Annotated in this window: 25 protein-coding genes; 10 read left to right on the top strand and 15 right to left on the bottom strand. The window is 61.6% G+C overall.

Features of this window, described 5'->3' with window-relative positions; translation table 11 throughout:
* Positions 1 to 8: 8 nt before the first annotated feature.
* Positions 9 to 1,904: a TonB-dependent receptor domain-containing protein gene (locus tag HX824_RS27335; protein WP_177055600.1), complete on the top strand. Its 1,896-nt coding sequence runs from the start codon at positions 9 to 11 to the stop codon at positions 1,902 to 1,904.
* 107 nt (positions 1,905 to 2,011) lie between these two features.
* Here HX824_RS27335 and HX824_RS27330 read toward each other — a convergent pair whose 3' ends face one another.
* The 10 genes from HX824_RS27330 to nrdR form a co-directional block, all read right to left on the bottom strand.
* Complete coding sequence (locus HX824_RS27330; protein ID WP_177055598.1) at positions 2,012 to 2,809, bottom strand: cobalamin-binding protein; 798 nt, start codon at positions 2,807 to 2,809, stop codon at positions 2,012 to 2,014.
* On the bottom strand, positions 2,809 to 3,228 hold the full coding sequence (locus HX824_RS27325; RefSeq protein ID WP_008436498.1) for a nuclear FMR1 interacting 1 family protein: 420 nt from the start codon (positions 3,226 to 3,228) through the stop codon (positions 2,809 to 2,811). Before HX824_RS27325 ends, HX824_RS27330 begins: the two co-directional genes overlap by 1 nt.
* Positions 3,225 to 3,842 carry a GTP cyclohydrolase II gene (ribA, locus tag HX824_RS27320; RefSeq protein ID WP_003209983.1) on the bottom strand — a complete coding sequence of 206 codons (618 nt, stop codon included), beginning with the start codon at positions 3,840 to 3,842 and terminating at the stop codon, positions 3,225 to 3,227. Before ribA ends, HX824_RS27325 begins: the two co-directional genes overlap by 4 nt.
* Positions 3,843 to 3,970: 128 nt before the next feature.
* Positions 3,971 to 4,924, bottom strand: a complete 954-nt coding sequence (gene thiL, locus HX824_RS27315) for a thiamine-phosphate kinase (protein WP_008436495.1) — start codon at positions 4,922 to 4,924, stop codon at positions 3,971 to 3,973.
* Between the two features lie 18 nt (positions 4,925 to 4,942).
* On the bottom strand, positions 4,943 to 5,443 hold the full coding sequence (gene nusB / locus HX824_RS27310) for a transcription antitermination factor NusB (RefSeq protein WP_003209985.1): 501 nt from the start codon (positions 5,441 to 5,443) through the stop codon (positions 4,943 to 4,945).
* Entirely contained in the window at positions 5,440 to 5,916 is a 477-nt protein-coding gene (gene ribE, locus HX824_RS27305) for a 6,7-dimethyl-8-ribityllumazine synthase (RefSeq protein WP_003209986.1), read from the bottom strand. The genes nusB and ribE overlap by 4 nt, the downstream gene beginning before the upstream one ends.
* Before the next feature lie 90 nt (positions 5,917 to 6,006).
* The gene (gene ribBA / locus HX824_RS27300; RefSeq protein WP_177055596.1) at positions 6,007 to 7,098 is read right to left on the bottom strand and encodes a bifunctional 3,4-dihydroxy-2-butanone-4-phosphate synthase/GTP cyclohydrolase II; all 1,092 of its coding nucleotides are present in this window, start codon (positions 7,096 to 7,098) and stop codon (positions 6,007 to 6,009) included.
* A gap of 16 nt (positions 7,099 to 7,114) precedes the next feature.
* Positions 7,115 to 7,792: a riboflavin synthase gene (locus tag HX824_RS27295; RefSeq protein WP_177055594.1), complete on the bottom strand. Its 678-nt coding sequence runs from the start codon at positions 7,790 to 7,792 to the stop codon at positions 7,115 to 7,117.
* Between the two features lie 34 nt (positions 7,793 to 7,826).
* A complete protein-coding gene (gene ribD, locus HX824_RS27290; RefSeq protein ID WP_177055592.1) occupies positions 7,827 to 8,963 on the bottom strand; it encodes a bifunctional diaminohydroxyphosphoribosylaminopyrimidine deaminase/5-amino-6-(5-phosphoribosylamino)uracil reductase RibD in 1,137 nt (378 codons plus the stop codon).
* Positions 8,960 to 9,430 carry a transcriptional regulator NrdR gene (gene nrdR / locus HX824_RS27285; RefSeq protein ID WP_003209990.1) on the bottom strand — a complete coding sequence of 157 codons (471 nt, stop codon included), beginning with the start codon at positions 9,428 to 9,430 and terminating at the stop codon, positions 8,960 to 8,962. Before nrdR ends, ribD begins: the two co-directional genes overlap by 4 nt.
* 139 nt (positions 9,431 to 9,569) lie before the next feature.
* On the opposite strand from nrdR, the gene HX824_RS27280 reads away from it, so the two are divergent.
* The 4 genes from HX824_RS27280 (at position 9,570) to trxA (ending at position 12,557) form a co-directional block, all read left to right on the top strand.
* Entirely contained in the window at positions 9,570 to 10,028 is a 459-nt protein-coding gene (locus HX824_RS27280; protein ID WP_003209991.1) for a YbaY family lipoprotein, read from the top strand.
* Positions 10,025 to 10,678 carry a methyltransferase gene (locus HX824_RS27275; protein ID WP_177051298.1) on the top strand — a complete coding sequence of 218 codons (654 nt, stop codon included), beginning with the start codon at positions 10,025 to 10,027 and terminating at the stop codon, positions 10,676 to 10,678. Before HX824_RS27280 ends, HX824_RS27275 begins: the two co-directional genes overlap by 4 nt.
* A gap of 269 nt (positions 10,679 to 10,947) precedes the next feature.
* On the top strand, positions 10,948 to 11,652 hold the full coding sequence (locus HX824_RS27270; RefSeq protein WP_177055590.1) for an Abi family protein: 705 nt from the start codon (positions 10,948 to 10,950) through the stop codon (positions 11,650 to 11,652).
* Between the two features lie 32 nt (positions 11,653 to 11,684).
* Complete coding sequence (gene trxA / locus HX824_RS27265) at positions 11,685 to 12,557, top strand: thioredoxin (RefSeq protein ID WP_003209995.1); 873 nt, start codon at positions 11,685 to 11,687, stop codon at positions 12,555 to 12,557.
* A gap of 3 nt (positions 12,558 to 12,560) precedes the next feature.
* On the opposite strand, the gene HX824_RS27260 is transcribed toward trxA, so the two are convergent.
* Positions 12,561 to 12,908: a hypothetical protein gene (locus tag HX824_RS27260; RefSeq protein WP_008436481.1), complete on the bottom strand. Its 348-nt coding sequence runs from the start codon at positions 12,906 to 12,908 to the stop codon at positions 12,561 to 12,563.
* A 135-nt stretch (positions 12,909 to 13,043) separates the two neighbouring features.
* Between HX824_RS27260 and HX824_RS27255 the strand changes: the two genes are divergently transcribed.
* The 5 genes from HX824_RS27255 to HX824_RS27235 all read left to right on the top strand — a co-directional run bounded on the left by HX824_RS27255 (position 13,044) and on the right by HX824_RS27235 (position 17,103).
* The gene (locus HX824_RS27255; protein WP_177055587.1) at positions 13,044 to 13,649 is read left to right on the top strand and encodes a DUF2796 domain-containing protein; all 606 of its coding nucleotides are present in this window, start codon (positions 13,044 to 13,046) and stop codon (positions 13,647 to 13,649) included.
* Between the two features lie 148 nt (positions 13,650 to 13,797).
* Entirely contained in the window at positions 13,798 to 14,508 is a 711-nt protein-coding gene (locus tag HX824_RS27250) for an ABC transporter ATP-binding protein (protein WP_087692348.1), read from the top strand.
* 1 nt (position 14,509) lies between these two features.
* On the top strand, positions 14,510 to 15,775 hold the full coding sequence (locus tag HX824_RS27245) for an ABC transporter permease (protein WP_003210004.1): 1,266 nt from the start codon (positions 14,510 to 14,512) through the stop codon (positions 15,773 to 15,775).
* An 11-nt stretch (positions 15,776 to 15,786) separates the two neighbouring features.
* A complete protein-coding gene (locus HX824_RS27240; protein WP_177055586.1) occupies positions 15,787 to 16,308 on the top strand; it encodes a DUF3299 domain-containing protein in 522 nt (173 codons plus the stop codon).
* A 96-nt stretch (positions 16,309 to 16,404) separates the two neighbouring features.
* Complete coding sequence (locus HX824_RS27235) at positions 16,405 to 17,103, top strand: OmpW family protein (protein WP_008436467.1); 699 nt, start codon at positions 16,405 to 16,407, stop codon at positions 17,101 to 17,103.
* Between the two features lie 98 nt (positions 17,104 to 17,201).
* On the opposite strand, the gene HX824_RS27230 is transcribed toward HX824_RS27235, so the two are convergent.
* From HX824_RS27230 to HX824_RS27215, 4 genes are all read right to left on the bottom strand, one after another.
* Positions 17,202 to 17,564, bottom strand: coding sequence for a response regulator (locus tag HX824_RS27230; protein ID WP_008436466.1), 363 nt, complete (start codon positions 17,562 to 17,564; stop codon positions 17,202 to 17,204).
* A 6-nt stretch (positions 17,565 to 17,570) separates the two neighbouring features.
* Positions 17,571 to 19,031, bottom strand: a complete 1,461-nt coding sequence (locus tag HX824_RS27225; RefSeq protein ID WP_023659166.1) for an ATPase domain-containing protein — start codon at positions 19,029 to 19,031, stop codon at positions 17,571 to 17,573.
* Positions 19,032 to 19,121: 90 nt separating this feature from the next.
* Positions 19,122 to 20,246, bottom strand: coding sequence for a PAS domain-containing hybrid sensor histidine kinase/response regulator (locus HX824_RS27220; protein WP_177055584.1), 1,125 nt, complete (start codon positions 20,244 to 20,246; stop codon positions 19,122 to 19,124).
* A 243-nt stretch (positions 20,247 to 20,489) separates the two neighbouring features.
* Entirely contained in the window at positions 20,490 to 21,380 is an 891-nt protein-coding gene (locus HX824_RS27215) for a sugar nucleotide-binding protein (protein ID WP_008436463.1), read from the bottom strand.
* Positions 21,381 to 21,558: the final 178 nt, after the last annotated feature.

The raw sequence follows: 21,558 nt of genomic DNA, 5'->3' as shown, positions 1-21,558 counted from the left end.
GACAGCCCATGAACCGCCTTCGCCTCGCCCTGCCCCTTCTGTTACTGCCCGCCACCGACCTGCTCGCCGACAGTTTCGAACGCGACCAAGCCCTCAAGCTGCCCGACGTGGTGATCAGCGCCAACCGCCAGGTCCAGGCGCGCAACGACAGCAGCGCCGCCAACACCGTCTTCACCCGCGACGACATCGACCGCCTGCAACCCACCAGCGTGACCGACTTGCTCAGCCGCGTGCCCGGCGTGCAGGTTTCACAGGCCGGTGGCCGTGGCAGCCTGGCAAGCGTCTACATTCGTGGCACCAAGTCGGCCCAGAGCCTGGTGCTGGTCGACGGCCAGCGCATCGGCAACTCGACTTCCGGCGACAGCAACCTGCAGCACCTGAACATCCAGCAGATCGAACGCGTGGAAGTCCTGCGTGGTTCGCGCTCGGTGATCTACGGCAGCGATGCGATTGGCGGGGTGATCCAGATTTTCACCCGGCGTGGTAACGAGTCCGGCCTGCAACCCCGCCTGCATGTGGGATTTGGTAGCAACCAGACGTGGGAACGCAGCCTGGGCTTGTCCGGCGGCGACGGGCAAACCCGCTTCAACCTCGGCGCCAGCCTGGATGACACCGCCGGGATCAATCGCACGTATGCCTCGTACCCCAGCGACCGCGACCATGACGCCTATCGCAACCAGTCCACCAGTTTCAGCCTGAGCCATGCCTTCAACGATGACCTCGAAGCGGGTGTGAACGTGCTGGATAATCGTGGCAAAAGCGAATTCGACAATCCGTTCGGTCGCTTCGATTCGACCACCTTCCAAAGCTTCCAGCAAAAGCCCTATTCCAACTTCACCGTAAGCAGCGTCAGCAGCTATGTCGACGCGCGCATCAATGACGCGTGGAAGTCCCGGCTGGAAGCAGGCCACAGCGAGAACCGCGAAGAAACCCGGGACAAGCTCAGCACCGAGCGAAGCGTGTTCAACACCTACCGCAACGCGCTGAACTGGCAAAACGACCTCACTCTCAACGAGCAGAACAGCCTGATCCTGGGCGGCGACTGGTACGAGGACCGGGTCAACAGCAGCACCGCGTTCGCCGAAGACAGTCGCTGGAATAGGGCCGCGTTTATCCAGCACCGTTTCCAGGCGCAATCTTTCTCCACAGAACTGGGCCTGCGCCGCGACCAGAACCAACAATTCGGCGGCCACAACAGTTGGAGCGGCACCTTCACCCTGCCGCTGAACCCGGACAATGATCTGTTGCTGAGCTACAGCGAAGGCTTCCGCGCGCCTACGTTCAACGACCTCTACTACCCGGACGAATTCGGCTTCAAAAACAGTAACCCGAACCTCAAGCCCGAGACATCGAAAAGCTACGAAGTGCAATGGCGCAGCCAGCTCAGCGACAGCAGCCGACTGGAAGCCTCGCTGTACCGCACCGATATTCAGGATGCGATCGTGTTTGCCAGCAACGGCCCGCAAAACGTCAGCGCCGCACGCATCAACGGCTTCGAGGCGGCGCTCAAGCAAGAACTGTTCGGCTGGCAAAGCAGCCTCGCCGTTGCATTGATCGACCCACGCGACCGCGACACCGGGCGCACACTGGCGCGTCGAGCCCGGCGCACCCTGAGCCTGGACCTGGATCGCCAATTCGATCAATTCGGCGTCGGCGCCAGCTGGCAAGCGGTGAGCAGCAGCTACGACGATGCGGCGAACCAGCAACGCCTGGGCGGGTATGGCTTGCTGGGGCTACGGGGCAGTTGGGCGGTGAACCATGAAGTCACGCTGGAAATGAAGCTCGATAACCTGCTGAACAAGGACTACAGCCGGGCGCTGTATCAGTATCAAGGCCAGCAATATGGCTATCGGGAAGAAGGCCGGGCACTGATGTTCGGGGTGACCTGGACGCCGGAACTCTAAGTCGTCTGCACCGGCCTCATCGCGGGCAAGCCCGGCTCCCACAGGGGACCGTGCTTATCCAGACGACTCGGTCAAATGTGGGAGCTGGCGTGCCTGCGATAGCGGTCTCACAGCCCCGGTGCAATCACCTGACACAACCGCGCCACCGCCTGCAGCATCTGCCCGCTGGGCCGTTCCAGGCCCTTGTCAGGCACCACCAGCAAACGCCCGCCAGCCACCGCCGCCACCTGGGGCCAGGCTTTCCAGGCATCCAGCTGCGCTTGATCGCCCGCCAGAATCACCTCGGGATTACGCTGCAACACCGACTCAATGCTGACCTGCGGTGCCGGTAATTTCAGGTCATCGAACACATTGCGCGCGCCGCACACACTCAGCGCATCGCTGATGATCTGCCCGCCACCCACGGTGTACAGCGGCTGGTTCCACACCTGATAAAACACCCGCAACGGCTCGGCCCGGTGATAGCGCGAGCGCAATTCGGCCAAGCGCTGACGCAACTGCGCGGCCAATTGCCGGCCGGCGTCATCCCGCCCGAGTTGCCGGGCAATGGTTTCGACCTGTGAGGTGAGTTGTTCGAGGCTGTGGGGTTCGGCGACAAATACCGGGATGTTCAGGCGTTGCAGCTGTTCACGCGGGCCCGGGCCGACGCTGCCGGGCCAAAGCAGGATCAGGTCGGGCTTGAGGCTGAGCAGCCGCTCCATGTCCAACTGCCCGTAGTTGCCCACAGACGGCACGTTCGCCAACGCCTGTGGCCGCTCGCCGCCATCCAGCACGCCCACCAGCAAATCGGCGGCGCCCAGTTCAACGACGATTTCAGACAACGAAGGCGCAAGGCTGACCACCCGCTCGACCGCCGCAGCCTGGGCCGCGACAACCAGCAGCCACACCGCCAGCCAGACGCGCATCAACCCAACTGGCGCGGGATGCGGTAGAGGTAGAACAGCACCAGGGTCGACAATGCCAACAGAAACAGCGGCACCGCTTCCAGCCCGACAAACACTGCCAGCGCGCCGACCCAGGCCGGCAGTGCAGCCACCAGCAACGCCACACGACGGCGGGCCGCGAGGGTGATCCAGGCAGCCGGTTCTTCAGGGGTATCGAGGGCTTTGCCGGTGGCGATCAGCGCGTGTTTATAGCCGTGAAAGTAACGCAGGCTGACAAACATCGAGGCTACGCCGGCGATAAAAAACGGCATCGCCAGCACCGGCAGCAAAGGCTCGGCCTTGCCAAACACGAGGTTGATCACAAACAACGGTGCCAGCGCCAACGCCAGGTATTGCCACCAGTTAAACGACAGCCGCCGCTTGACCTGGCCGCGCGTCACGCCCGATCGGCCTCGCCCTGGTGCTCGTTGCCCATCATGTGGTCGAGCTTGCTGGCCTTGGTGGCCAGGTAGAGCTTGTTGTGCGGGTTGTGGCCGGTGTGCAGCGGCACGCGCTCGGCGACGGTGATGCCCATGTCGGTCAAGGCTTTGACCTTGCGCGGGTTGTTGGTCATCAGCCGCAGGGATTTGACGCCCAGGTGCTGGAGCATCGGCAGGCAGATTCCATAGTCGCGCTGGTCAGCGGCAAAACCGAGGCGCTCGTTGGCTTCCACAGTGTCGGCGCCGCCATCTTGCAGCTCATAGGCGCGGATCTTGTTCAGCAGGCCAATGCCACGGCCTTCCTGACGCAGGTACAGCAACACGCCACGGCCTTCGCGGGCGATGGCCTGCAGGGCGGCTTCCAGTTGCGAGCCGCAGTCACAGCGCTGGCTGAACAGCGCATCACCGGTCAGGCACTCGGAGTGCACGCGACCGAGGACCGGGGCACCGTCCGCCACGTCACCGAGGCTGAGAACAACGTGTTCGCGCCCGGTGGCTTCTTCAAGAAAGCCATTCATGGTGAACGTGGCAAAAGGGGTTGGCAGCTTGGAAGCGGCGACGAAAACGACGGGCACCTTGTGCTCCTGATTTCAGATTTCACAGGGGAGGGATTGTAACAGTAGGTTCCTACAGACGCTTAAGCTGAATTATCGCTGATAAAGATCAATAGGTTCGATTGGCCTTCAGCTTGGTTCTATGCCTTTCAGAAATGTTGATAGCCACGAATGGCCGGCGTGACGTCCTGGCCAGACGCATCCAGCAGGGTAACGCCCTGCCCCGCCTCGACCCGGCCGATTACATGGACCGGTACACCGGCGGCCAACAGCGGCGCCAGTTCGGCGGGCGGCAAGGTGAACGCCAGTACGTAGTCGTCCCCCCCGCTCAACGCGGCCACCCGGGCATCCGCCTCACCGACGAACGCCAGCAAGGCGGCGGACAACGGCAGTTTTTGCTGCTCGATCAACAAGCTGACAGCCGACGCCTTGGCGATATGCCCGCAATCAGCTAAAAGGCCGTCGGAAATATCCATGGCAGACGTGGCCTTGCCCCGCAACGCCAAGCCCAGCGCCAACTGCGGTTGCGGCGACCAGTAATGGGCCAGCAGCGGCTCGGCGATAGCCGCCTCCGCCGTGCGCTGCCCCAGCACCAGCGGCAAGGCGCCCGCTGCGTTACCCAGCTCACCGCCCACACACAGCAAGTCGCCGGGCCGCGCGCCGCTGCGGGTCAAGGCCTGGCCCGCCGGCACCCGGCCAAACACGGTCATGGTCAGGCTCAGCGGCCCACGGGTGGTGTCGCCACCTACCAGAACCACGCCACAAACCTGCGCCATGGCGTTCAAGCCCTGGGCATAGCGTTGCAGCCAATCGGCATCAACCGTCGGGGTGGTGAGGGCAAGGGTAAACGCGAGGGGATTGGCGCCCATGGCCGCCAGATCGCTGACTGCTACGGCCAGCGAGCGCTGGCCGAGCAGAAACGGATCGCAGGGGTCGGCAAAATGCACGCCGGCCACCAGGGTATCGGTAGAAATCGCCAGCTGTTCCCCGGGAGGAACAGCCAGCAAGGCACAGTCGTCGCCAATCCCCAGTGCAATGCCTTCGCCGCCCTGCGCACAGGGCGCGGCGGCGAAGTAGTTGCGGATCAGCTCAAACTCGCCCATTGCGTCAGCAAGCGCCAGTTAGCGCTTGTACGCCTTCACTTCGGCTTCACGCAGGCGCGGGGCCAGCTTGTCGAGCACGCCGTTGACGAACTTGTGACCGTCGGTGGAACCGTAGACTTTCGCCAGTTCGATCCCTTCGTTGATCACAACGCGGTAAGGCACGTCGACGCGCTTGAGCAGTTCCCAGGTGGACAGGCGCAGTACGGCCAGTTCAACCGGGTCCAGCTCTTCGATCGCCAGGTCCAGGCACGGCGTCAGTGCAGCGTCGATCTCCGCCAGGTTGGCCGGAACACCGTGCAGGATGTCGTGGAAGTAGCTGGCATCGGCCGCGCTGAAATCGTTGTCGACGCGAAACTGCGCCTCGATTTCGTTCAGCGAGGTTTTCGCCATGTGGCGCTGGTACAAAGCCTGGGTCGCGAGCTGGCGGGCCGAACGACGCTTTTCGCTTTTCGATGGCTTGCCGGCGTCTGCCGGGCGCGGGTCCTGGGGGTTGAACTGATCGCTGTCGTCGCTAATCACTTGGCCTCCAACTGCGCCAGCAGGCTGACCATTTCCAGGGCGGACAGGGCAGCTTCAGCACCTTTGTTGCCGGCCTTGGTGCCGGAACGCTCGATGGCTTGTTCGATGGAATCAACGGTCAGCACGCCAAAGGCGACCGGCACGCCGAACTCCATGGACACCTGGGCCAGGCCCTTGGTGCATTCGCCAGCCACGTATTCGAAGTGCGGAGTGCCGCCACGAATGACCGCGCCCAGGGCGATGATCGCCGCGTATTCACCCTGCTGTGCAACTTTCTGCGCAACCAGTGGAATTTCGAAGGCGCCAGGAGCGCGGATGATAGTGATGTCGCTTTCGCTCACACCGTGGCGAACCAGGGCATCCACGGCACCGCTTACCAGGCTTTCAACCACGAAGCTGTTGAAGCGGCCAACCACCAGGGCATAGCGGCCTTTGGGGGCGATGAAGGTACCTTCGATGGTCTTCAGGGTCATTCGACAAATCTCTTAAAGAGCCGGGACGCGCTTAGTGCGCGCCCCTCAGTGATATTTGAACCGCGAACAAGGGGCAAACAACGCCGGCCTTTATTCGGAGGGCACGTATTCTACTACTTCCAGGTCGAAACCGGATATGGCATTAAATTTCATTGGCGCACTCATCAGGCGCATTTTGCGTACGCCCAGGTCCCGCAGGATCTGCGAACCGGCCCCGACGATGCTGTAGGTGGTCGGTTTTTTCACCGGCGCGTGGTCGGCGGTTTCGCGGATATGCGCCAGCAGCACGTCGCCGTCCAGCGGATGGCCCAGCAGCAACACCACACCGCTGCCGGCCTCGGACACCGCGGACATCGCGGCCCGCAGGCTCCAGCGCCCCGGCTGCTTGACCATCAGCAGGTCCCGCAGCGGGTCCATGTTGTGCACCCGCACCAGGGTTGGCTCTTCAGCGCAGATGGTGCCCAGGGTCAGGGCCATGTGCACGTCGCCTTCCACGGAATCACGATAGGTCACCAGGTTGAACTGGCCCAGTTCGCTGTCCAGCGGCTGCTCGGCAATCCGCTGAACGGTACGTTCGTGGATCATCCGGTAGTGGATCAGGTCGGCAATGGTGCCGATCTTGATGTTGTGCAGCGCGGCAAATTCTTCCAGCTCGGCGCGACGGGACATGGTGCCGTCGTCGTTCATCACTTCGCAGATCACACCGCTCGGCTCGAAACCGGCCATGCGCGCCAGGTCGCAGGCCGCTTCGGTGTGGCCAGCGCGAGCCAGGGTGCCACCCGGCTGGGCCATCAGCGGGAAGATGTGGCCCGGGCTGACGATATCTTCGGCCTTGGCGTCTCTCGCGGCAGCGGCTTGTACGGTGCGGGCGCGGTCAGCAGCGGAGATGCCGGTGGTGACACCGGTGGTGGCTTCGATGGACACGGTGAACTTGGTGCCAAACCCGGAACCATTGCGCGGCGCCATCAACGGCAGCTTCAGCAGCTCGCAGCGCTCGCGGCTCATCGGCATGCAGATCAGGCCACGGGCGTGCTTGGCCATGAAGTTGATGTGTTCCGGCTGGCAGCACTCGGCGGCCATGATCAGGTCGCCTTCGTTCTCGCGGTCTTCGTCATCCATGAGGATGACCATCTTGCCTTGGCGGATGTCTTCAACCAGTTCTTCGATGCTGTTGAGCGCCACGCGGCACCCCCTTGGGTCAGGATTTAAGGTAGCCGTTAGCGGCTAAAAAACTTTCAGTGATGTTCCCGGCGGGCCCTTGAAGAGAGTCAGACTCTGCGGCCTTATCGCCCAACAACAGGCGCTCCAGGTAACGGGCAAGCAAGTCCACTTCCAGGTTCACCCGGCGACCCGGCTGGTACGACGCCATGATGGTTTCGCTCAGGGTGTGGGGAATGATGGTCAGTTCAAATTCGGCGCCATTCACGGCGTTCACCGTCAGGCTCGTGCCGTCGACGGTGATCGAGCCTTTGTGGGCGATGTACTTGGCCAGCTCTTTCGGTGCGCGAATGCGAAATTCCACGGCACGCGCGTTTTCGCTGCGGGCAACCACTTCGCCGACACCGTCGACGTGGCCGCTGACCAGGTGCCCACCGAGGCGTGTGGTCGGGGTCAGGGCTTTTTCCAGGTTCACCGGGCTGCCGCTCTTGAGGTCGTTCATCGCGGTGCAGTCCAGGGTTTCCCGGCTGACATCGGCGGCAAAGCCGTTGCCAGGCAACTCGATGACGGTCAGGCACACACCGCTGACGGCGATGCTGTCGCCCAGTTTGACGTCGCCCAGGTCGAGCTTGCCGGTTTCAACCAGCAGGCGTACATCGCCGCCTTTTGGGGTCATTGCACGGATGCTGCCGATGGATTCGATAATGCCGGTGAACATGCCGTTCTCCTGAAGACGTGGCGCAGGCCGGGAATTATACGCTCGCTGATGGCAGAGGGATGGCAGTGACTCGCCAGTCATCTCCCACAGCGCGCATTTCAGTGATCTTGAGTTGGGGGGCGTCGGCCAGTTTCTCAAGCGGCCAGTCCAGCAAAGGCCGGGCGGCAGAGCCAAGAAACTTGCCGGCGACGAATATCACGTACTCGTCCACCAGCCCTTGCTGGGCGAAGGCACCCGCCAGGCTTGGGCCCGCTTCCACCAACACTTCGTTGACACCACGGGCCGCCAGGGCCACCAGCGCGGAACGCAGGTCGACCTGGCCGTCGACACCCGGCACCACCAGGCACTCGGGGCCTGTGGGGTACTGGTTGTCCGGCGTCACGCAGGTGATGACCAGCGCGGGGCCAGCCTTGAAGAACGGCGCATTCAGCGGCACCCGCAGGCGGCCGTCGATCAGCACACGCAGCGGCGGACGGGACATCGCCAGGACGGTGGTTTCTTCATCCAGGCCCAGCTCGGCGGCGCGCACGGTCAGGCGAGCACCATCGGCCAGCACCGTGTCGGCGCCGGTCAGCACCACACTGGCCTGGGCACGCAGGCGCTGCACAGCGGCACGGGCGGCCGGGCCGGTGATCCATTGGCTTTCGCCGTTGGCCATCGCGGTGCGACCGTCCAGGCTCATGGCCAACTTGACCCGCACAAACGGCAGGCCATGCTCCATGCGCTTGAGAAAGCCCGGGTTAAGCGCCCGCGCTTCGTTTTCCAGCAAGCCGCTGTGGGTCTCGATCCCGGCCTGGGCCAGGCGGCGCATGCCACGCCCGGCGACTTCCGGATTCGGGTCCTGCATCGCTGCCACCACACGGGACAGGCCGGCATTCACCAAGGCATCGGCGCAGGGCGGTGTGTGCCCGTGGTGGCTGCACGGTTCAAGGGTCACGTAGGCCGTGGCGCCCCGGGCTTTGTCGCCCGCAGCCCGCAGGGCGTGGACTTCCGCATGGGGTTCGCCGGTGCGCACGTGCCAGCCTTCGCCGACAACCTGCCCGTCACGCACGATCACGCAGCCAACCCGGGGGTTGGGGTGGGTGGTGTACAGGCCCTTGCGCGCCAGTTCCAGGGCACGGGCCATGTAATGGGCGTCGAGTACCGCTTGTTCTGCCGAAGGTGGGTTCATTCTTTTACCGGCTCACGGGCCAGGCGGTCGATCTCTTCGCGGAACTCGTTGAGGTCCTGGAAGCGTCGATACACCGAGGCGAAACGGATATAGGCGACTTCGTCGAGCTTTTGCAGCTCGCCCATCACCAGTTCTCCAACCACCAGGGATTTGACTTCGCGCTCGCCGGTGGCGCGCAGCTTGTGCTTGATGTGCACCAGCGCCGCTTCCAGCCGCTCGACACTCACCGGGCGTTTTTCCAGGGCGCGCTGCATTCCGGCGCGCAGTTTTTCTTCGTCGAAAGGCTGGCGACTGCCGTCGGTCTTGATCAGACGTGGCAATACCAGTTCGGCGGTTTCGAAGGTGGTGAAACGTTCACCGCAGCCAGAGGCCAGGCATTCACGCCGGCGACGCACCTGTTCGCCCTCGGCGACCAGACGCGAGTCAATGACCTTGGTGTCGTTGGCACCGCAGAAGGGACAGTGCATGGTGGCAGGCAACAAAAAATGGGAGGGCCATGGTAGCGCATCCCTGTGGCAAGACAAGCCATAGCCTTTACGGTATATAGGCTGACTATTATGTTTCATATTTTTTAAGCCACGGATTTTGTCCTTTCTGGAGCCGTACATGCAGTTACGACCACTTGTTTTGCTCACGTTGCTCGGTTTTCTGGTCGCCTGCAGCAGCCATGCCCCAAAACCTGCGGCGCCGGCTCCGGCACCGCAACAAGAGAAAAAACTGCCGGGTGTGGAAGAAGATCTCGGCCCGTTGCCCGCCTACCAGCGTGAAGTCAGCGGCCAATTGAACGGTATACCGGCGGGTGCCGAAGTCGAACTGGCGCTGCTGGTGATCGACGACCGTTCGCGCCCGCAACAACTGCTGGCCAGCAGCGTGCTGATCGGCAACAACAAGCCCCTGGCCTTCCGCCTGCGCTTCAACCCGCAAGCGTTCCCGGCGGGCGGGCGCGTTGAATTGCGTGGTCGCGCCAGCCAGTCCGGCCAGTTGATCCTGCACCTGCCGCCGGTGCGCATCACCCAGGCGATCACCCAGACCACCGGGCCGCTGCAACTCGTTCCCGCACCATGACGCCACCGCTGGACCTGCAACGCGCACTGAGCGAACTGATCGGCGACGCCCAACTGGTGCCCTGCCCGCTGCCGGGCACCGAGTTGTCGCTGTGGTTACTGGACGCCGACAACATGGACCGCGCCTTCAGCCCCGAAGAAACCCGGCGCATCCTGCATGAGCCGCCGTACTGGAGCTTTTGCTGGGCCAGTGGCCTGGCGCTGGCGCGATACCTGGCGGCCAACCCCGAGTGGGTCGCGGGTAAGCGGGTGCTGGATTTCGGCGCAGGTTCGGGTGTTGCCGGGATTGCCGCGGTAAAGGCCGGAGCGCTGGAAGTGGTGGCGTGCGACCTGGATCCGCTGGCCCTGGCTGCCTGCCGGGCGAATGCCGAACTCAACGGCGTAACACTGGGCTATTCAGAAGACTTCTTCACCGAAGCCGACCGGTTTGACCTGATCCTGGTCGCCGATGTGCTGTACGACCGGGCGAACCTGCCGCTGCTGGATCAATTCCTGACACGCGGCCGCGAAGCGCTGGTCGCCGATTCCCGGGTTCGGGACTTCCAGCACCCGGAGTATCAGCGCCTGGGTATCCTCGACGCCCTGACACTGCCCGACCTGGCCGAGCCGTGGGAGTTTCGCAAGGTGAGCCTGTACCATTCGCAGCGATAGTCGCGCCTATCAAACCCGCAAATCTCCAGTAACAGATGGGCTAAGACAGTCTTCAGCGTAGCGTGGAAAATGGCCGCCTCTCGCACGCAACCTGGACGACCCAACGGTATGCCAACCCCCCAATTTGCATCCGTCGCCTCTTGCTCAAAAAGCTTGCAAACATCACCGCTACTGCCTAGTCTTTGCCGCAATACACCCGCCATGCCTCTGGTCGCGCAAGTGACTAAGCACAAATTGTGCGGGTTTTTTATGCCTGGCTTTTTTTGGGCATGAGAACGTTCGACAAACCTGCCATTGATGTCCCCTCCCAGATAGAACTGCTCAAACAACGTGGTTTGCTCATTCAAGATGAAGCCCGTGCGCAGTGTTTCTTGCAGTCCGTCAGTTTTTTCCGATTGAGCCCCTACATGCGCCCTTTTCAGCAATCGGGGGATGTCGATCATCGATTTCGCGATGGCACAGGTTTTCGTCAGCTAACTCGACTCTACGACTTTGACCGCAGGCTTCGATTGTTGAGCATGGATGCCATTGAACGCGTGGAAATAGCGACCCGCTCAATGATCAGTAACCATATGGGGCCCAACTATGGCAGCCATTGGTATACCGATATCGGCATTTTTCAACAGGCATTTGACCACCAACGCCTACTTGCAACATTGCAGTCCAAGCAATGTGCCGCTATCCGAGACTATGAGCGCGAATGCCTGCGAATAGATCGGTTGCAAGCCGAAAGCGGTCGCAAAGCCCATCTCAAACGCCAGAGAGCAAAAGAGAGTTACGCCCGACACTACCCCACCAACTACGACCAACCACCACTCATGCCCGGCTGGGCAATGCTGGAAGAACTCACACTCGGCGACCTGTCCCACTCAAAGCGATGGGTTTTCCTCAAGACTGGTACCAGGACCCTTTCTGGCATCCTGCACGCGCTTAATCGCGGCATAGCTTCCGGTCGCCTCCTCCAGTCTTTATAGTTGCCCCATTCCTGCTTTCTTCGAGATTCCCCATGAGTGAGCCCACGCCGTACATCTTCGATGCCACCACCGCCACCTTCGATCAGGCGGTGATCCAGAACTCCTTCGAAAAACCCGTGCTGGTGGATTTCTGGGCCGAGTGGTGCGCGCCGTGCAAGGCGTTGATGCCGATGCTCGCGCAGATTGCCGAGAGTTATCAGGGTGAGTTGCTGCTGGCCAAGGTCGATTGCGATGCCGAGCCGGACGTGGTCTCGCGCTTTGGCATTCGCAGCCTGCCGACCGTGGTGCTGTTCAAGGATGGCCAGCCAGTGGATGGGTTTGCCGGTGCGCAGCCTGAATCCGCCGTGCGCGCGATGCTGGAGCCCCATGTGCAGATGCCACCACCGGCGGCTGCCGATCCACTGGAGCAGGCCCAGGCGCTGTTTGCCGAAGGCCGTATCACCGACGCCGAGGCCGTGCTGGTCACCCTGCTTGGCGAAGACAACACCAACGCCGCCGCGCTGATCCTGTACGCACGCTGCCTGGCCGAGCGCGGTGAACTGGGCGAAGCGCAAACCGTGCTCGACGCCGTCAAGAGCGATGATCACAAGGCCGCACTGGCCGGCGCCAAGGCGCAGATCACTTTCCTGCGCCAGGCCGCCGACCTGCCGGACGCCGCAGACCTGAAAGCCCGCCTGGCGCAAAACCCGCAGGATGACGAGGCGGTGTACCAACTGGCCGTGCAACAACTGGCGCGCCAGCAATACGACGCCGCGCTGGATGGCTTGCTCAAGCTGTTCATCCGCAACCGCAGCTACAGCGAAGGCCTGCCCCACAAGACGCTGCTGCAGGTGTTCGAACTGCTCGGCAACGATCACCCGCTTGTCACGGTGTACCGCCGCAAGCTGTTCGCCGCGCTGTATTAAGCCTTACTCGATCCAGCTGTACAGCGGCGTATCCCCGCCGCTGGCTACCTTGACCTTGGCGCTATGGCGCAGGCGCACCAGCAGGCGCTTGCCCGCCGAGGCGCTGCCGGCCAGGCCTTCCAACTGATCAAGCAATTCCAGGCCGTTGAGTTGCCCGGCCTTGCGCAGTAAATCCTGGGCGGCCTGCCACAGGCTCTCGTCCAGGTTACCCGCCGCCGGCGTCACTACCGGTTCCACACTCGGGGTTTTGCTGGCCTGCAACTGCGCGCCCAGCCGGGCCCAATCGCCGTCATCCAGCTCCAGGGTCAAGTCCACCGGCAGGTCACCGACGGTTCCACGAATTCTCAACATCGCACTTACTCCCGCACTTTTCTGACGAGCATGCTCCCACGCGTCTTGCGCTACGCCAAGCAGGCGGTCAAACTCCTCGCAAAATTGTTATAAGATCACATAACAAAACTTTCATCTTTGTCCGGGAGCTCCACCATGCGCCGTTTGCTGCTCGCTTTGCCGTTTGCCCTGTTGCCACTGGCCATCGCCCAGGCTGCCGACGAGCACGACCATGATCACGGCAGCCTCGGTGCCCACGAACACGGCGTGGGTCGCCTCAATGCGGTGCTCGACGGCCAGGCCCTGGAGCTGGAACTGGACAGCCCGGCGATGAACCTGGTGGGTTTTGAACACCTCGCCACCACCCCTGCCGACAAAGCCAAGGTCGCCGCCGCCCGCAAGCAACTGGAGCAACCTTTGGTGCTGTTCAGCCTGCCCAAGGCCGCCGGTTGCGTGATCAGCACCCAGGAACTGAACAGCCCGCTGTTCGGCGACAAGCCTGAAGCCGACCACGATGAAGACGATGACGACCACGCCACCGATGGCAAAGGCGCCGCCGCCCACGAACATCACCACGACCACAGCGAAATCCACGCTCACTACCAGTTCACTTGCGCCACGCCGACCGCCCTGAGCAACCTCGACCTGACCCAGGTGTTCAAGACCTTCCCCGCCACCCAGAAAATTCAGGTACAACTCATTGGCCCGAGCGGCCAGCAGGGTGTGGAAGCGACGGCCACAGCAGCCACCCTGAAATTCTGATGTAAACACCACACTGTAGGAGCTGGCTTGCCTGCGATGGCATCACCGCGGTGTTTCTGGAGCACCGCGGCGTCTGCATCGCAGGCAAGCCAGCTCCTACAGTTGATCGGTGTCATCATCCAAATCGAGCCAGACCACTGACCTCCCTATGACCCAAGCACTTATCGAACTGTCTGACCTGGGCTTCAATTGGCCCGGTCACCCACAGTTGCTGGACATCCCCACGTTCCGCCTGGAGCCGGGGGAAACCCTGTTCCTCAAGGGCCCCAGCGGCAGTGGCAAGACCACCCTGCTGGGCCTGTTGGGCGGTGTGCAAAAGCCCAGCCGCGGCAGCATTCGCCTGCTGGGCCAGGAGCTGACCGAACTCTCGGCTGGCGCCCGCGACCGTTTCCGGGTCGACCACACCGGCTACATCTTCCAGCAGTTCAACCTGTTGCCGTTTCTCTCGGTGCGCGAGAACGTCGAGTTGCCCTGCCACTTTTCAACGTTACGGGCGCAGCGGGCAATCCAGCGTCACGGCAGCGTCGACCAGGCTGCCGCGACCTTGCTCGCCCACCTGGGCCTGAAGGACAAGAGCCTGCTGGAGCGCCGCGCCGACTCCCTGTCCATCGGCCAACAACAACGGGTGGCCGCTGCCCGTGCGCTGATCGGCCAGCCGGAGCTGGTGATCGCCGACGAGCCGACCTCGGCCCTGGACTACGACGCCCGGGAAGCCTTCATTCAGTTGCTGTTCGCCGAATGCCGCGAAGCAGGCGCCAGCCTGTTGTTCGTCAGCCATGACCAGAGCTTGGCGCCGCTGTTCGACCGCAACCTGTCGCTGGCCGAACTCAATCGCGCCGCCACGCTTGCAGAGGTTTGAGATGTATTTGTTTCGACTAGCCATGGCCAGCCTGGCTAACCGCCGCTTTACCGCGATCCTCACCGCCTTCGCCATCGCCCTGTCGGTGTGCCTGTTGCTGGCGGTGGAACGGGTACGCACCGAAGCCCGCGCCAGCTTCGCCAGCACCATCAGCGGCACCGACCTGATCGTCGGCGCGCGCTCCGGCTCGGTGAATTTGCTGCTGTATTCGGTGTTCCGCATCGGCAACGCCACCAACAACATTCGCTGGGACAGCTACGAGCACTTCGCGGCCAACCCGCAGGTAAAATGGGCGATCCCGATTTCCCTTGGCGACTCCCACCGTGGCTACCGCGTGATGGGCACCAACGAATCCTATTTCGAACACTATCAATACGGCCGCCGGCAGAACCTGGAACTGGCCAGCGGCCGCGCCTTCGCAACCGATCCATTCGAAGTGGTGCTCGGCGCCGAAGTGGCCGACGCGCTGCATTACAAGCTCGGCGACAAGCTGGTGCTGGCCCACGGCGTGGCGGTGGTCAGCCTGGTCAAGCACGATGACAAGCCCTTCACCGTGGTCGGCATTCTCAAGCGCACCGGCACTCCGGTGGACCGCACACTGCATATCAGCCTCGGCGGCATGGAAGCGATTCACATCGACTGGCACAACGGCGTACCGGCCCAGGGCAAAGGCCGGATCAGCGCCGATCAGGCCCGCAACATGGACCTGACGCCACAAGCCATCACCGCGTTCATGCTCGGTTTGAACAACAAGATTTCCACCTTCGCCCTGCAACGGGAGATCAACGAGTTCCGTGGCGAGCCGATGCTGGCGATCCTGCCGGGCGTGGCGCTGCAAGAGCTGTGGAGCATGATGGGCACGGCTGAAAAAGCGCTGTTCGTGATCTCGCTGTTCGTGGTGCTGACCGGCTTGATCGGCATGCTCACCGCGATCCTCACCAGCCTCAACGAGCGCCGCCGGGAAATGGCAATCCTGCGTTCAGTGGGCGCGCGGCCCTGGCATATTGCGACCTTGCTGATCTTCGAAGCCTTCGCCCTGGCGTTGTCGGGCGTGATCGCCGGCGTCGGGCTGCTGTATGTGTGCATCGCCGCGTCGCGCGGGTATTTGCAGGCCAACTACGGCCTGGACCTGCCGCTGTCGTTGCCGAGCGAATATGAATGGACTTTGTTGGGCGGTATTCTCGTCGCAGCCCTGCTGATGGGCAGCGTGCCGGCCTGGCGCGCCTACCGGCAATCGTTGGCCGACGGCCTGTCGATACGTTTATGAGGAAGCTGTTGATGCGTCGCGTCGTGCTCGCACTGTTACTGCTGGTGGCCCTGCCCGTGTGGGCTGAAGACCAGCCCAAGGACCTGTCGTGGCAGGAGATGATCCCGCCGGACGCGCCGCCGGAAATCCCCAACATGAAACCGCTGCACGACTTGTCGGGCATGGCCGATGCGTTGTCGGTGGAGTCAGCGCCGGCCGCCAAGCAGGACCTGCCCAACGCGCCGGTCGTACAAAGCCTGGACGGCAAGCACATCCGCCTGCCGGGTTATATCGTGCCGCTGGAAGTCAGCGAGGAAGGCCGCACCACGGAGTTCCTGCTGGTGCCGTATTTCGGCGCCTGCATTCACGTGCCGCCACCGCCGTCGAACCAGATCTTGCATGTCAAAAGCGAAGTCGGCGTGAAGCTCGACGAGTTGTATCAGCCGTACTGGATCGAAGGCCAGATGCAGGTCAAACCGTCCAGCAGTGAACTGGCCGATGCCGGCTACCAGATGGATGCCGACAAGATCTATGTGTACGAGTTGCAGGAATAACCCGTGATTGCGCTTTCATTGAGCTGAGTCAAAAGCTCGAACGTTACGATCTTTACCATTGGACACAAGCAATTAATAACGTCCTTTGGAGCTCCCATGAACAAGTCCCTGCTCGGCGCGTCGCTTGTCGCGCTCGCCCTCGTCGCCCCTGTTGCCCACGCTCACGAAGCGGGTGACATCCTGATTCGCGCCGGTGCCATCACCGTCAACCCGAAAGCGGACAGCAGCAGTGTCAAGGTTGACCAGGGCCCGCTGGCCGGGACCAACCTGGGCGGCAAGGCGACCATGAGCAGCGACACTCAACTGGGTTTGAACTTCGCCTACATGTTCACCAGCCACTGGGGTATCGAACTGCTGGCGGCCACGCCGTTCGAGCACGATGTGAAGATCAAGAACACCGCCCTGGCCCCGGCCAACGGCAAGCTCGGCTCGCTGAAACACCTGCCGCCGACCCTGAGCGTCGTGTACTACCCGCTGGACAGCAAGTCGGTATTCCAACCGTACATCGGCGCCGGTATCAACTACACCTGGATCTACGACGAGCACGTTGGCGGTCGCGCCCAGGAGGCCGGCTTCAGCAACTTCAAGGCGGAAAACTCCTGGGGTTGGGCCGCGCAGATCGGTGCGGACTACATGATCAACGACAAGTGGATGATCAACGCCCAGGCGCGCTACATCGACATCAGCACCAAGGCCACCGTGGACAACAACGCGCTGGGCCAGGGCACTCGGGCCAAGGTCAATGTGGATGTTGATCCGATGGTGTACATGGTCGGTATTGGCTACAAGTTCTAGGTTCTACCCAAGGCCCTGTTGTACAGGGCCTTTTTTGTGAGGCTTCCCATGGAGGCAAGCGCCAATCAGAAGCCAGGCACACGCCCGTGTGCTGCGATTCAGGCTTCAGCCAGGAGTTGGCGAACTTCAGCGATGACCAAGTCAATGTTGAACGGCTTTTTCAACACTGCATTGAACAAGTCCGACCGCTCCATACCAATATGAGCCTGGGCTCCGCTGATCAGGATGATGGGCAAGTGATTGACTGCCGGCAGAGCGCGAACCGCTTCGGCAAACTCCTGGCCATCCATGACCGGCATCATGAAGTCGGTGATGATCAACGCTGGCCGCTCGCGCTCCAGGACCTCGAGTGCTTTCTGGCCATTGCTCGCTTTTACGACCATGTACCCCTCATCCTCCAGCGCATAGCCGAGAATGTCAGCGATCAAATACTCGTCGTCGACGACCAGGATGGTGGTCATGTCAATTCAACCCGAATCAGAGACTTTGGACGTTGAGCCCGGCCGCCAGGAATCATCAGCGACAGCCAATGCATTTCTTGATGCCTTCTTCAAGTCAACGCCGTGTTCATGGATTACCACTTCAAGAAGCGAAGGATCGTAGAAGCTGTCTCGTACCTTAAGAATCGAAAGCATTCTTCTTAGTTCAGATTGAATCTCGAAGAAACGCATCAGCAGCAGGTTATCGACAATACTGGAGAGGTCCGGGGTTGGAGAGCTGACCTCCGAACCAAAAACGTCACGCATCTCCCATGAGGCAAACACCGTTACGCCACGGGCACGAAGCTCGCTCATCAGGGCGCTGTAGAAATCAGTGATACGTGCCGGGTTCGTCGACACTCGGGTCATGCCGCTCAAGCTGTCGATGAACAGGCGCTTGATGCCCTTTTCCTCAACCATTTTCAGCAGCCGTGCGCCGAGACCGTCGATCAGGCCTTCTGTCGTGGGTTGCCAGGCAATATTCAGCGCACCACTTTCTTCCATACCCTTGATATCAATCCCCAGCGATTGGCCTTTGAGACGTAACCGCTGCGGGCTTTCATAAAAACCGAAATGCAGGCCCGGCGCTTCCACTGTCGACTCTGCGAGAAACCTGAGCCCCAACGTGGTTTTCCCGACGCCGGAAGGCCCCATGACGAGGGTAACGGAGGAACTGTGCAGGCCACCGCCGATGATGGCGTCCAGCGAACCGATGCCGCTGGTGATACGCGTCAGATCGGCACTGTCAGGTAAAGACGGATGGCTGTAGAGGCTTTCCAGACGCGGATAAACCACCAGGCCATCGTCGGTGATTTCACACTCGTGCAATCCGGTCAGTGCACCACTGCCGCGAGTCTTGCGCAGTTGAATACGGCGCACTGAACGGCTGCCGTGAAGCTCTTCACCCATCTCGATCACACCATCAACCATGGTGTGCTCGGGACTGCCGTCGTCCAACCGGGAACTGGTGAGAAACAGCACCGTACAACCGGCGAACGCAGCGTGCCCTTGCAGCTCGGAAATGAATTTCTTGGTGTCGATGGGCGAGTCAGCCTTGGAGCGTGCATTGAGCAAGCCATCGACCACTAACACGGTGGCCTTCTGGCGACTGATCTCACGCCGAAGCAGCTTGACCACCTCATCGAGACCTTCGTTCTCAAGGGTGTCAAACGCACTGACGAACTGAATTTCAGCCCCCACCCGGGAAACATCAAAGAAGTTCAGGGTCGAGAGGAACTGAAATAAACGGTCGTGGGATTCGGCCAGCAACGTGGCGACCAGTACACGGCCCCCATTGCGCGCATGGTTAAACCCCAGCTGATTGGCGAGGATGGTTTTACCGGATCCCGGGCGCCCCTGGATGATATAGGAGGCACCTGCGACTAGCCCACCCTTGAGCAGAGCATCCAGCCCTTCTATTCCGCTTTGAAGGCGATTTAGCTTTTCCACAATGCAACCCTGATGTGAACAACAGGCTCTTGAGCCGAAGGTTTACGATGCTAACTCCATTTGTGCAATCGGGCTATCCACTCAGCCCGTTCAAGCGCGGGGCAAATAAAGCGTGAACGTACTTCCCTGACCAGGACGACTCTCTACCCTGATCTCTCCCCCCGACTGCTTGGCAAAACCAAATACCTGGCTGAGCCCCAACCCGGTTCCCTGGCCGTTGCCTTTGGTGGAGAAAAACGGTTCAAAGATCCTGTCGAGGTTGAGCGGTGCGATACCCGAACCATTGTCTGTGATGGAGACGGCAACGTAACTTCCGTTCATAAGGGCATGACCATTGGACGCAGGGATAAGGTCCATCGACTCAACACGGATGACCACCTCACCGTGATCAGGCATGGCGTCTCGGGCATTCATGAGCATATTGAGAATGGCGGTTTCAAACTGTTCTGGGTCAACGTGAACAACGCAGGGTGCTGCTGTGGACTCAATGCGTACGTGGATGCCTGTGCCAACCCGCAAAGCAATCGTATCGGCCATGGCCAACGTGCTTGAATTGACGTCCAGCGGTGCGGGATGGAGGGTTTGCCTGCGAGCGAAGGACAGCAATTGGCTGGTGAAGTGAGAACCACGCTTTACCGCCTCGGAAATGGCTTGCACCAGGCGCAGCCGCCGCTCTTCCGATACTGAAGGACGCTTCAAAAGATCTGCTGAAGAACGGATCACCGTCAGCAGGTTGTTAAAGTCATGAGCCACGCGGCCCGTTATCCGCCCCAGCGCTTCCATCTTCTGCGACTGCAGTAACTGCTCCTGGGTCGCATCCTGAACGGTTCCCGTCATCGCGACGGGCTGACCGTCATCGGCGTAACGGGCTCTGGCACACACGTGCAGCCAGCGAGTTTCACCGTGGGGCGTGACGATCCGATAGTGAACGTCGTAGGCGCAGCGTCGAGCGATCGAGCGATCCCATGCGTCAGCCACTCGGCCTCTGTCTTCGGAGTGCACCAGGCGCTGCATGTGTTCATAACTGAACGGTATCTGTGGTTCGAGTCCGAAGTTGAGGCGGCAAGTGGCCGAGGTCTTCAGCTCGCCCGTCGTCAAATCCAGGCGCCATATACCAAGCCCGGCGGCACTCAAAGCGAACTGCAGGTCGTGCGCTTCCTCATACACATCATCGTAAGGCGGCGGCGAACCATTCACCGGAGAGTTTGTTGCCATGATGGGTAGGGCTCCTCTTTTAGGCTGCCCATGGCTGGATGGGCGAAGTCTTCTTCTGAATGCAGACTTTTGCTTTTGCTGAACGAGCCGTAAGCACAATCAATCCCTATTGGCATGGATGACCGGGCGCACCAAAGGTTTCAAATTTTTCGTATGCCGTGGCGCATCCGACTTGCCAACACATATCACTTTTAACCGCCCGCGCACCGCCACAAAAAAAGGCGCCTGTTTCAGGCGCCTTTTTTATGTTTGACCGTGTCGATAGAACCGGTCGAGCAACGCCGGCAGCCCGGCCCGCCATGCCCGTGGCTTGATGCCGAAGGTGTGGAGGATTTTCTTGCAGGCCAGCACCGCGTGTTGCGGCTCGTCGGCTGCATCCGGACGGGCGGCGTGGGCCTGGGCGGTCGGCGCTTCCACGGCCAGCGGGTGGAAGTTGCGCGCTTCGGTCAGGATCGCCTGCCCCAGCGCCAGCGGGGTAGTCGCTTCGTGGCCGGCATAGTGATAAGTGCCCCACAACGGCGCGGCGCAATCCAGTTGCTTAAGCACCGAAATGATCACCCGCGCGGCATCGTCCACCGGCGTCGGGTTGCCCCGGCGGTCGTCGGCCATCAGCAGTTCGTCAGGTTTTTCGGCACGGGCCAGGAAGCGCCCGAGGGTGCCGTCGACGCTGTCATCCAGCAGCCAGCCGAAACGCAACAGCACGTGCTGCGGGCAGGTGGCGCGTACGCTCTGCTCGATGCGCCACAACGCCTGGCCTCGAAGGCCCAAGGGCACGGGTTCGTCTTTTTCGCTGTAGGCGGTGGCGCGGGAGCCATCGAACACCCGGTAGCTGGACGGTTGCAGCAGGGTGATGCTGTGGTGCTGGCACAGTTCAGCCAGGCGCTCGATCGCATATTCCTGGGCGGCCAGGCGTGTCTCGCTGACCGTCTCCGCCTGAAACCAGTCGAAGTAATAGGCGAGATTGATCAAGGCATCGGGACGGGTGTCGTCGAGCAGTTGCGTGAGGCTCGCGGCATCCCAGCCGTCTTGGGGCGGGCGCGGGGCGAGGAAACCGATGTCTTCCTCCGCACCGAGGCGAATCAGCGCCTGCCCGAGGGCATTCCCGCCGCCCAGTAACATAAGGCGCATTCGCATAGATTGAGCAGGCCCGGTCTGTTTGGAACGATGGTTATTATCGACAGGCTTGTGAGCCATGCCGTTGGCATTTGCCAGAATCGTTGCATTTTGCGGGTTTGTAGCGCAACCGTCACTTATAAAGTGCGCCGCCGATTGCGGCCGGGGGGCTTTAGGCAGAGAGAGCCTTTTTATGGCT

It is taken from the genome of Pseudomonas sp. D4002, assembly GCF_013385665.1.
Lineage (GTDB): Bacteria > Pseudomonadota > Gammaproteobacteria > Pseudomonadales > Pseudomonadaceae > Aquipseudomonas.
The sequence above is the reverse complement of the archived record's forward strand: the minus strand, read 5'-3'. Positions and strand labels throughout refer to the sequence as shown.